Here is a 12,492-nt window from a genome sequence, read left to right as displayed (position 1 = left end):
CCAAACGTATGAGCAACACAGATGTTTTTAACCTAACCCTTATCGATTCCAATGAAGAAATTGATCAGATCAATAAAAAATTCTACGGCAGATTTAATTATCCATGGCCTCCTTCTGTTATTCATTCATATCCTGCGGATGTTACTACCCTGTTCCTGAACCAGGATATAGGTAACTGGGAGCATCAACGAATTCCAACGGATCTTAAAATATGGGTTGCCGGCTGCGGCACCAACCAGGCGCTTTTGACGGCGTTGAAATTCCCGCAGGCCCAGGTATATGGAACAGATCTGTCAACCCAGTCGATCAATACCTGTAGAAAAAATGCAGATCAGATTGGCGTTAAGAACCTGGTGCTGGAAGAAAAAAGTTTAAACCAGGTTGACTATGAAGAGGAGTTCGATTATATCATTTGCACGGGAGTAGTTCACCATAATGCAAATCCTGAGATCACCCTGAACAGGATATCCAGGGCGCTGAAGAAAAATGGCATCATGGAATTCATGGTATATAATTTCTATCACCGGATAGCATCGGTGGCTTGTCAAAAGGCGATCCGTAATTTTTATGACACCAGTTCCACCATCGACCTCGACCTCGAACTTACGCTGATCAAAAAATTGCTGGCCGATTTTCAATATGATGGCTTAATGAAGAGTTATCTGTCTGCACATGTCAACATGCCCGAAGCACAGATGGTCGATCAGCTTATTCAACCGAATGAATACAGCTATACGGTTGAATCGCTGGGAGAATTATTGGAAAATTGCAACCTGCAATACTTACAGCCCTGCCAGAATCAATTTGATATAGACGCTGGCAGGGTTACATGGAATATGAAATTTACAGATGAATACCTGAAGGCTCAATACAACGCTTTACCGGATGTTAAACGCTGGCAGATATCGAATTTATTAATGATGAACAACTCGCCGATGCTGTGGTTCTATTTGCAGAGAAAAGATGCAACAATAAAAAGAAGCAGCGAAGAGTCAATCTGCAGTGAATTCCTGGAAACAAGTTTTTCCAAATCTTCCATGCTGTTGAACACATATTATCTGGACAACAACAAAGGGTATTTATTGAATGAGAAACCGCTGAAATTTCCTATACCCGCCACTATTACTGATAATTTGATCAGGAGAATATACCAGGCCGCCCATCCCGGAATTAAAATGAAGGATATTCTGCACCAATTGAAGGTAAGAGACGATTTTTATGAGGTGAATGAGATCCGGATAAAATTGACCACGTCGGGGTATCCCTTCCTTCTGGCAGCTGTATAGTTTTAATGTCAATCTTCAATTATTATGATTTTGAAATTCCTGAAAAAAAGTCTGGCCGGCCGCAGAAGATCCGATTGGAACGACCAGTACCGTAAAGGCATGTGGGATTATTTGAACGACGACCTTGAAGCACAACGATATGATGCGATCATCCAGGCGGTGCAGGCCTATGGACGCAATGGATATATCCTGGAGGTAGGATGTGGTGAAGGTATATTACAATCAAGGATGCCACCAGGAAGTTATTCAAGTTACCTGGGCATTGATATTTCAGAGGTAGCTATTAAAAAAGCCGGAAGGCTATGTGATCAAACTACACAGTATGTGCGGGCCGACATGGAAACTTATATCCCAAAAAGTAGGTTTGATGTGATCATTTTTAATGAATCACTGTACTATGCCAGGGAACCTGTGAAACTGCTGGTGCAGTACGCGCATTTCTTAAAACAGGGAGGGCATATGATCCTCTCCATCTATGATACGGAAGAAAATCGGCGGCTACTAAATTCCATCGGGATGAATTATTCGATCAGGGAGCAACAGGTATCAACCAATCAACGGGGTTCCTGGTATTGCCAGGTCTATTTAAAAGGGTCGATTCTTCCTAAAGCATAAAAACTATTATTTAATTGACAGCATGGCTTCGCTTACAGATGCCTCTACCTTCTTCACCTTAATACGCAGTTTATAATTGCGCTTTGCACAATCATCGGAACAGAATTTTGTTACGGTGATCTTGGCCGTAAACACCTTTTTACAATGCAAACAAACTTTCTGTATTCTGATATTACTGCTCATTTCGTACGATTTGTGCTGATGCGTTAGGGTCTCCTTTATTGCACAACAAAGCATTAAAGAGCATATTAGTGCAATAATTTCTCCAAAATCTTTAAATATTGTACCTCGCACCTGCTATCCGAAATTAACAGGAAATCGTCCAACAAAAAAAACGCAGGAAAATTAAAGGAATCTGTTAGACTACAGTCCTGATAAGCATTACGTTAAGAAAGCTGATAAAAACAAGGAAAAGTAAAAGAAAGGCCCTACTTCCCAATACAGAATTTACATTCCTTTGACTTTCAAACATTTGCATATTAAGAGGTACAATCCACGGCCATGCCTATCTCCACATTTTTCGCTTCTTGCTTTACGTTAACGCCTGAAAGGCATCTCCATAAAGCGATTATGCGTTTCTGATGCTACCGATGGTATAGCTGGTTCCTCTAGTATCACAGCTCCGGAGTTTACTAACAAGACAGGCACCTCTTTTGCAAATTATTTCTCCCATTTTTCTCCTATCTGTAAGCGGGAATAATAAACCCTCGAACAACGTTATAATTCAACTTAAGCCACCTTTACTTCCTGCTTGCTCTCTGATTTTCTATAATAGAACCAGTAAAGCAAAGGAATAAAATAAAGGCTCACAGGAGTACCAATTACCATCCCCCCGATAAGCGCCAGAGATAAAGGTCGCTGGAGTACCGATCCCATATCGGAACCAAATAAAAACGGCGCTACAGAGAGAATGGTAGTCATAGCAGTCATAATAATTGATTTTAACCTTCTTACTCCTGCAGTATGTATAGCATCCATCAATTTATATCCTTCTTTCCACCTTAATTGGTTTACCGTATCAATTTTCAAAATAGAGTCATTAATAATAATTCCACACATAACCACCAGCCCAATCAATGAGATCAAGTTTATGGATGAATTAAACACATACAGCATTATTAAAGCCCCCCACATACTTATCGGCAACTCGAGCAATACAATTAAAGGCTGGATCATCGATTCGAATTGCGCTGCAAGAATAAAATACAATAAAAGTATAGCCACACCCAGCACAATAGTCATTTCTTTAATAAGTTGTTTGTTAGAGAAATAACTGCCGGCAAAAGAGATCTCAAAATTACCGTTTCCCCTGACCTTTTTATTAAGATATTCAATGACCTGTTCCGGCTTATCAGACTCCATGGCCAAAGGAATAAAGTTGCCATTTTTGTCTCCTTCAATAGTTTTATAGGTTTCCTCCCGGCTCATCTCTAAAAGCGCTGATAAAGGAACAGGTGATCCTTTACTGTTTATTACAGATCCTGTTCTGAAAATATGATCTAAATAATTATTTTGGTCACTTACTACTATAGGCACCCGTTTTTGTCCGGTCTGTAAGCTGCCGATCTCACTGGCATTCAATCCACTTTTCAACTTATTATATATAGCATCCATCGACACATCATATAATAAAAGCTTATCAGGGTCTACACTCAGCGCAGTGGTTCGCTGCATTGCAACGGGTGAGATATTAGCGCCGTTAAAAGTGTTATTAATTAGCAGAGATACGTTATCTACGTCTTTCTTATAGGGTAATATTTCATCTCCTGATTGCGTAATTTTCACAACAAGAGTTGGTTCATCATCTCCAAACACCTTCTGAAAAATAGTTTTAGGAACGTTGATCTTCAAGCTGGATTCAGGAAAATATTCATTGAGATAATGCTTTATTTTATTCTTGATCTTTTCAACAGACCTGCTATTTTTTGCTTTCAAATAAAGTTGTGCCTGTGAAGATGATAACTCCTTCTCTTTATCCAGCAAATATTGCTGTTCCCCGATCATTCCATTTGATTGAGATAGTTCATCACCCATACTTATAACCAGTTCAACTATTCTTTTCTTATTCTCTTCAATGGTAATGTTCTGATTCCAATCAATATTCGTAACGAGCTCCGTTTGCTCAAAGGCAGGAAGTTTTTCTTTTTTTAAACGGACAAATAAAACCGCATTGGCAGCAATCAGGATAATTACAATAATTAAGGAAATTACTTTGTATCTGAACACCCAATGAAATCCGGCTTCATACATCCTTTCAAAAAAAACGATACCATATTTTTCAAAAAAGTCATGCTCAATTGAACCTGATTTCCTTTTCCCGTTATGGAACAACCGGTAAAGCGTAGGTAATAGTGTTACTGAAACTATAAGAGATACACATAAACCAATTGTAATAGCCATTGCCTGATCGTAAAATAGCGCCCCTGAAATACCACTCAGAAAAATCAACGGCACAAAAACCGAGCAGGTGGTCATTGCAGAAGAAAGAAGTGGTCTTATTAAATCAGTTGTACCCTTACTACAAGCCAAAGAAAGCTCCATGCCTCGTTCCTGACACTGAGAAATATTATCAATAACAATGATGGAATTATCGATCATTAATCCAACGCCCAACACCAGGCCTGAAAGTGAAATAATATTGATGCTGAGATGGATCAAACTGAAAAACAGGATACTTAATATCAGGCATACCGGAATGGCAATTCCTATTAACAAAGGAGACCTGATATTCTTCAGAAAGAAAAACATTAACACAAAGGCTAATGCGCTGCCAATCAAAAGATCCTGTTTCAGGTTACCGATTGAATATTCTAATAATTCTGTTTGGTCCTGTGTTTGTTCAAACCTTATATTCGGATAATCCCGCGTAAACTGTTCCAGTGTTCCCTTTATCTGGTTGCGTAGGTCGCTCATTTTAGCGGCAGGCTGTTTAATAATAGCCAGGTTTATAGCTGGTTGACTATTCGCGATAAAGCAACCTTTCAGATCCTGCCGGCGCTGGCCAATGGTGGCAATATCGCCTAACTTAAATATTCTGTCATAATATTTGAACCTGATATTCCTGATGTCATCAACAGAAATGGGTTTTACTGAGGCAAAACGGATATTATACTTCAATGCGCCGTCCATAGCCGACACATTACCATAAAGCAGGTTATTAGTTTCAATGATGCGCCTAAAGTCTTCTTCCTTTAAATTAAGGGCCGACATGGCTGCCATATCAGGTATAATATAAATTTCCGGATACACAACACCGGTGATATCTACAAAAGATATTTCGGGTAATTGTTCGAGCCTCCGTTTGATCACCTCGCGTGCAAACTCGCTTAACTCAATAAAACGCGACATGTTATCGGCCGACCCTACTGTATCCCTTAAGCTCATGTTGATATAAAACGCCGGAATGTCTGTAGCACTGGCTTTGATCACCCTGGGCCTTTCCATATCCCTGGGAAAACTATTCATGGAGAGATCAATTTTCTCGTTGACCTCTATAAAAGCGTAATTGATATCCGCCCCATAATTAAAACGCAGACGAATGTTTGAATAACCGTCCCTTGTTTCACTATGTATATCACTAAGGTCGGGTACCTGCAATAGTTGCGCACGCAGGGTTCGCACTATTGTACTTTCCAGTTCTTTGGATGATGTATTTTTTTTATCTACATGCACGGTGATTTCCGGTATGTCAATATCGGGCAAAGACGAAACAGGGATACGTTCAACTGCAATAATACCCAACAGTATCAATGCAACAAACACCATAATAACAGCCACCGGCCTATGAATCAGGAATTTAACCATACCCTATTTTTTACACGTTCTCTTTAAAAACAATGGAAGAAATATCAGAATAGCTATAACAGAAAAAAGCAGCCCGCCTGTTACAGTCATTGCCAAAGGATACCAGAACGTTTCATCTTTTGAATATACAATGAATGGTGTCAGTCCAAGCGTCATAGATGTAATACTCAGCATAACCGGTACGATCTTCGAATTATAAGCCTTAATGTACAATCGCCTGCGTGGTACGGCCGGATAATCCCTGAGTAAATTATTATAATCATTCAATATAAATAAGGCAGCGTTTACAACAACACCGCATAACATGATCATTCCTGCATACCCTCCTTCATCAAACTTATACCTGAAAAAATAAGCACTTAAGAAAACGCCAATAAACGATATGGGTATCATTGCTATAATGGCGAGCGGCTGCTTACAATCGTTCAACAACACTGAGCAAATAACAAATACAATACCTATAGTGAGCAATATGGCCCACGTAAGTTTTTTCTTTGCCCCCCTCCAGAAATTATGTTTGGTTTCTTTAAGACTATAGCCCAAAGGCAGGTCGGCACTTACCTGTTTGATTATGCGTTCTGACACTATTTCACCCAAATTAAGGTCCCCAATGAAATTATAATTGACCACCAGTTGATACTGCTTGTTTTCCCGCAGTATCTGATCCCCCTCTTTTTCTTTTTCCATATCGGCAAATTCCTTTAAACGAACATACGTACCGGAATCTGAACGCACAGCGCCATTCATAACTTCCCATATATCTGCCGTTTTATTAACAGGGGATAAAATAACGGGCACATAATTTCCATGGTACAATACATCGCTTATTCTTCTTTTTTCTCCGGAAAGCGTTGTAAGCGCATTACTGATCATATGGGGGGATAGATAATGCAACAGCAATTTATCCTGACTATGAACGCGAAAAACATATTCATAGTTGCTTCTTTCTCCTTTCTGATCTTCTGTGCTTGTAATACTTATCTTTTCTACCCTTGGATTCGCCTTTAACAGGGTTTTAACCTGCTCGGCCAATTCACGAAGCCGGTCATAATTGTATCCATTAAGTTCTAATCCATAGTTAGTTGTTTCTGTATGTAATTCATTGTTAAACCCAATTCCTACTCCGGTGATATTAAACTCAGCCAGCCCTGTAAAGGCAGCTTTGGTTTCCAATTGATTTTTAAGCGTAATTGGGAAACTGCTCTCTTCAAATTGCTTTTTAAAAAGGATCTCTATATCCGCATACTGTCCGTTGTATACCCTGCTTTGGTATTGCGCCACTTCGTTGAAACCGCTCAGATAACTTTCCCACTCAACCACCAGGTCGTTCATTTGCTCAAGGTTGGCGCCTTTAGGCATATGAATAGTAACTTTTAAGCATGTTCTTTCCAGGGGTATATCGTCATAAGAGAACTGCTCTGCATCTGTTAAAAATAAACGCAGCGTTCCGCCAAGCCCCTTATCTACCCATGATCTCAAAGACTTATTATAAAATTCACTTCCAATGGTAGCATTATATGTATTGGCCCACCGGCTATCACTTTCAATTTTCTCCGGAAGCATAAAAACCGGGATACCAAATAACAAAATAATAACGGGGACCAGCAGTATCCTGAAACGGCTGCAAAAAGTGATCAGACGTAAATAAAATCTGTTCCAGTGAACAACCCTTTTCTTGCGCCTGATCTGTTTTGATAATGCATGCACCTTCAATGGCAACCAGTTCATTAATGCGGGGATAAAAAGCAATGCTATCAATAATGAAACACCCAGATTAATGATCATTATGCAGGCAAAGTCGATCAGTTTCATCTGCTGCTCCTTATCTAAAAAGAAAACAATACATACAGCACCAATAGTACACAAGGTAGCGCCTGCAACTGCAAGTAACACCCGCATGTTTTTTCTGTAGCGAATATGCTCAATCACCACAATACTGTTATCAATGATCATACCCATTGAAACGGTGATACCGGCCAGTGAGAACAGGTGGAGCTTCAGTTTAAAAAAATAATACAGAATACACGACAGCAGCAGGTTACTTATTAATGATATGGTGATGAGCAGTAAATACCTTATCTGTTTGCTCACCAACAAAACAAATAGAAGCAATATTATAAGCGTGGCTACAGTACGCCATGTGATCTTGTTCAGCTCTTTTTGCAGGTAATCGGTTGCATCATATGCCAGCATTATAGCATGCTGCGGGGGAAGGTGCTGCTGAATATTTTGTATTTGTTCCTTAATTGTTTTGGAGAGGGTCAGGTAATTGGTGTTCTTATCTGCAACGATCTCTATATTCACCGTATTAAATCCATTAATGCGATAATACGAATAAGCGTCCTGCTCTTTATAACTCATTTTAACAAGATCGCTTAAATAAATATTTCTGTTGCCGATCTTCTTAACCGGTATTTTAGCCAGGTCAATTTGCCTGCTTCCGTTGGTTTTTAGAGTAAGATAGCTGTATGAGGAACGGCTTGGCCGGGTAAGCGGTACATCGTAAGCCTTTCCCAGTTCATACTCTCTGAAATAATTGCCGATACATGACCGGATATCGTTTATAGAAACATGGCAGCGTTCGAGTTCATGCGGATCATAACTAAGTTCCCACCCTAAAGGCGGCGCTCCATAAATATTAATTTCGTATACACCTTTTATCTGTACTAATTTCGGTTTGATACTCTTTTCTGCCAGTTGCTGTATTGCAGAAGCGCTTCCCGGGCCATTAATAACATAAGAGAGGATAGACTTAGTACCGTTTCGCGATGGCTGATTCGCAGAAACCATAGGATAAGAAACACCACCCGGGAAACCAGCGTAAACCTGCCTCATTAACATCGCGATCTCAAATCTTACCTGGTTAATATTTACGCCTTCATCTAAAGCTGTTTGCACAAATCCATAGCCATTGGAAGAAACAGACCGGATATTTTTTACTCCTTTCACCGTAGACAAAACACCTTCAATCTTCGAAGTCACTTCCTGCTCAAGCAATTCGGCGGATGCTCCTTGCCAGCTAAAGCTTACCGTAATATTATTAACGTCGGGCGAAGGTTCCAATTGAAAAGACAACAAAGGCACAAAAGCCACCCCTGCGATCATTAACGCCGCAAACAAGGTAATAATAGTAAAAGGCGGTAAAGGAAGTTTTATACGCTTACTAGAATGATTCAACAACTAATTATTTTTGTCAATTTTTACTTCCAAATCGTGTGCAAGATTTATATTATTGCTGGTGATGACCTGCTCACCCTCCCGCAAGCCATCCTTAATGCTCACATACTTACTATTCTGCAGATCTGTTTGCACATAATTCCATTTTGCCCGTCCATTATTATAAGTAAATACCACTTCCCTATCCTGACGTTGCAGAACAGCGTCTTTTGGAATGAATAATTTACCGGGCACCGATTTTCTGACAACTACTTTCACACTCATTCCATCCAGCAAATGTCCTGCTTGGTTGTCAATCATTCCGATAATTTTAATCATTCCGTTCGCATCCACCAAAGGGTTGATCTGGTTCACCACTCCTCTTATCGATGCGCCATCACCGTAAGGCACTATTTCTATAGGCGAACCTTTGGAAAGAAACCGGTATTCGCTTTCAAGCACATTAAACTCAACCCGCATTTTGCTATCATCAATAAGGGTGCAAAGCCTGCGAAAATTCTCTGAGGTATTAAATTCACGGGCTTCCAAATTGGCTATTTTACCTGAAAACGGCGCTAAAATCCTGGTTTTATTTAATGCCGTTTCTGCATCGGCATAATCGTATTGAGCACTGTTATAACCACTTTTTATCCTTGCCATTCGCATAATGTCTGTAGGTATACTGACTGAATCTTTCAAACGGTATCCATAATCTATCAAACGGTCATCCAGATCTATCAGCGCTTTACCAAAAGCTTCTCTGCTTCTTGCCAGTCTTTTAGCCAGCTCAGTCTCATCCAGGCTGGCCAGCACTTGCCCCTTTTTCACTACTTCTCCGTTCTTAACCAGTACTGCACTTATTTTTTCAGAAAAAGGAAATTTTATCTCAGCATTGTTTATTGCATATACATTTCCGTTACAATTTATTTCGAGATCAAAATTCCCGAGCCTGGCTTTGGCTACAGTTACAACCGCAGCCTCTTTTTTAAATATATTCTTCGCTGCATTGTCTGGATCTGCAGGCTCATTACTCCTGCTTTCGCACGATTGAAGAGCAACTGCAGAGAGTAAGAAAATAAGCACTATTAGCCCCTTCATAAGTAAAGAATTAAATTAAAACAGTTTTCGCCTGCTATTGACTACCTGCCGCTTGTTTATGCAGCGTTTCAGAAACAATCTTCAAATATTCCTCCGTCAGATCATATAATATGGGACCCTCAGGGAAAAAAGCCATCCTTTCTGTACCATCCGCCTTTATGACAAAAAAATACGGTACATTCAGCTTTTCAGCAAAATTATCAGCCATCTCTTTTTCATCAATATTATAGATATGCCCATCAAATCGGTACTTTTCAAGCAGATGTTTAAGGCTATTCATATTTGAATAGCTAACCAGGATAATTACATCTTCTTTTTTTAATCCTATAGCAGGTTCGCTCAATTGCCGAAACATTGACTCAACACAACTATGACAATTGTTTTCAGTAAACCTTAGTACAAACTTATCCTTATTATTAATAATATCAGACAACGCATGGGTGTTCCTGTTCTCGTCTTTCAACATGGCAGTTGTGGCTACCCGGTCATTACTGCTTTTAACCTGGAATATGACCCTGTTTTCAAGTATATTTTTATCATCCCTTAAATATTTCTCATCAAGCGATACCTCTTTCTTATACGCATGAATATGCCCTAAAAGAAGAACGTTTACGATCGATAATATAATTATCAAAACAATTGCAACAATTTTCATTTGCCTAGATCTTTAAGACTTTTAAATTTATAAAATGCCAATACCGGATTGTCGTTTTCCTGAGTAGTATTGATCAGTTTGGCAAACCCCGGATCATCCTTCATTCTGGCGTTAAAATTATTTTTGTTCCAAATAAAACGCGAAACAGGCACAACACCAACGAACCAATCATCAAAATTTGTTACCGGCATTGCAAAAACCGGTACCGTATAATTGTCATTTCCTACCCCAGATGTTACAACTAATTGCTGCGTGCCTTTTTCATACAACCCATGCACAATCTTATTTTCCGTTACAAGAGTAAAATATAAGTATTTGTTTGTCTCTATATATTTTCCGTTGAAATAAAGTAATTCTTTCTTATTTAAATAGGTATACAATTCTTTGGTATCCATAGTATATTTATTCTCATATTTCAGCCCGTTGGCGCCACAGTCGAATATATACTTAACTAACAACTTGTCAGCCGCGACATTAAAAGCAAGTATGCTATCCGAAAATCGTGGCGTATAACCAATTAAGTTATTATTATCATTTAAACCGAAATTACCCCATAGCGACAAAACAGACAATTCTGGTGTAAAGGGGATGCCTTTATGGTTAAACTTTTTTGTTGAGTCACCTACAATTAAATAATTGTATGCTAATGATGGAATATGTAGATTCGGGATGCCGTATGTTGCAAAAACATACTCGCCGGTTTTCGGGTGAATCTTAATATCTGAAAAATAGATCATTGTTCTTTCTTCTTTCAGGAACCTCCCTTTATAGTCATAATAATTGATCTTTCTTGAATACATATCATATAACAATATTCTTTTATGACGGCGATCAATGGCCACATTATTGACACCCAAATATTCTCCCGGCCCTTTACCGACATTGTGTATTTTAGAAATAATTTTCCCTTCTTTGTCAAAAATGAATACAGAAGATGCAATCTCCTTGTCTACAACAAAAATAAGCCCATCGTCAAAATACAGTTCATCTATCCTTCCAATCAGGTTATAGTTATTCGTTTCCAGCTTAACATACCGGATAGAGTCAACAATATCCTGCATTAGAAATAATTCAGCAATACTCTTCTTATCTATTTTTATTGTGGGGGCGCCGTTGTTTTCTATTAAAACAGAGGGTACATTGGTCGATCTGCCTGCAACATCTTCATATCCTTTAAAAAAACGTTTCGCTCTTGCTTCTCCTTGCTCCTTGTTGCCACAAGCTACTGATAGTAAAGATACACCTAACAATATGGCTTTACAGCTTTCTCTAAATACTTTCAATTGCATTTCTTAAGAATAATTAAATAATATTATTATCAATATAACTCCGGAACCAGGTTCAAACACCTGTTCCGGAGTTTTTTCACATTTGTTTCAGATTAAACGCATGCTACTTTTTACAGATAAAAGCCATCTAATTAATGGTAACATGTTCTACTTGGAGTACAATACCAAAGAATAGGGACAGTGTGACACGTTCTCTGCGTCCCTTTACCATCTGTCGTTTTAGTGTAACTTTCATAGTAACCCTTTTCACCACTGGCATTCAGCTGAACAGTTGCCCCCTTAATAACGGTACCCACCTGCACACTTCCGGATACCCCCTCCCATCTCACACCTGTTATAGTTTCGATGGGACAGTCAGTAATATCGTTGTCAGTGCCGTATTGAAACATTCCAGCAGCGCTTGTGCCACCGTCGGCAGATCCGGCCGATTCACCTTCTGCCAGCACCTTGTAAATAGAACTCACCTCCAGGTGAGCAGTTGCCTTGTCCTTCGAAACAACGACAACATTAAGAAACATAAGGCCAGCCACAAGTAGGGCCGCCGCTACTTTAAACACCATTTTTCTTTGCATGGAATTTTGATTTAAGT

At 39.2% G+C, this 12,492-nt stretch carries 9 protein-coding genes; 2 read left to right on the top strand and 7 right to left on the bottom strand.

Going from position 1 to position 12,492, the window contains the following annotated elements; all coding sequences use genetic code 11:
* The first annotated feature begins 8 nt into the window (after positions 1-8).
* Together A3860_RS25290 and A3860_RS25285 are read left to right on the top strand one after the other, a co-directional pair.
* Positions 9-1,286 carry a class I SAM-dependent methyltransferase gene (locus A3860_RS25290; protein WP_081151307.1) on the top strand — a complete coding sequence of 426 codons (1,278 nt, stop codon included), beginning with the start codon at positions 9-11 and terminating at the stop codon, positions 1,284-1,286.
* 24 nt (positions 1,287-1,310) lie between these two features.
* Positions 1,311-1,901, top strand: coding sequence for a class I SAM-dependent methyltransferase (locus A3860_RS25285; protein ID WP_081151305.1), 591 nt, complete (start codon positions 1,311-1,313; stop codon positions 1,899-1,901).
* A gap of 6 nt (positions 1,902-1,907) precedes the next feature.
* On the opposite strand, the gene A3860_RS41245 is transcribed toward A3860_RS25285, so the two are convergent.
* The 7 genes from A3860_RS41245 to A3860_RS25255 form a co-directional block, all read right to left on the bottom strand.
* Complete coding sequence (locus tag A3860_RS41245) at positions 1,908-2,084, bottom strand: hypothetical protein (RefSeq protein ID WP_158085349.1); 177 nt, start codon at positions 2,082-2,084, stop codon at positions 1,908-1,910.
* 546 nt (positions 2,085-2,630) lie between these two features.
* Positions 2,631-5,705: an efflux RND transporter permease subunit gene (locus A3860_RS25280; protein WP_081151302.1), complete on the bottom strand. Its 3,075-nt coding sequence runs from the start codon at positions 5,703-5,705 to the stop codon at positions 2,631-2,633.
* 3 nt (positions 5,706-5,708) lie between these two features.
* Positions 5,709-8,882, bottom strand: coding sequence for an efflux RND transporter permease subunit (locus A3860_RS25275; protein ID WP_143774254.1), 3,174 nt, complete (start codon positions 8,880-8,882; stop codon positions 5,709-5,711).
* A 3-nt stretch (positions 8,883-8,885) separates the two neighbouring features.
* Positions 8,886-9,959, bottom strand: coding sequence for an efflux RND transporter periplasmic adaptor subunit (locus A3860_RS25270; RefSeq protein ID WP_081151296.1), 1,074 nt, complete (start codon positions 9,957-9,959; stop codon positions 8,886-8,888).
* A 34-nt stretch (positions 9,960-9,993) separates the two neighbouring features.
* The gene (locus tag A3860_RS25265) at positions 9,994-10,614 is read right to left on the bottom strand and encodes a hypothetical protein (protein WP_081151293.1); all 621 of its coding nucleotides are present in this window, start codon (positions 10,612-10,614) and stop codon (positions 9,994-9,996) included.
* Positions 10,611-11,903: a 6-bladed beta-propeller gene (locus tag A3860_RS25260; protein WP_081151291.1), complete on the bottom strand. Its 1,293-nt coding sequence runs from the start codon at positions 11,901-11,903 to the stop codon at positions 10,611-10,613. Before A3860_RS25260 ends, A3860_RS25265 begins: the two co-directional genes overlap by 4 nt.
* A 131-nt stretch (positions 11,904-12,034) precedes the next feature.
* A complete protein-coding gene (locus A3860_RS25255; protein ID WP_081151288.1) occupies positions 12,035-12,475 on the bottom strand; it encodes a hypothetical protein in 441 nt (146 codons plus the stop codon).
* Between the last annotated feature and the right edge of the window lie 17 nt (positions 12,476-12,492).

Origin of the sequence: Niastella vici (assembly GCF_002077945.1) — a bacterium.
GTDB lineage: Bacteria > Bacteroidota > Bacteroidia > Chitinophagales > Chitinophagaceae > Niastella > Niastella vici.
The sequence above is the reverse complement of the archived record's forward strand: the minus strand, read 5'-3'. Positions and strand labels throughout refer to the sequence as shown.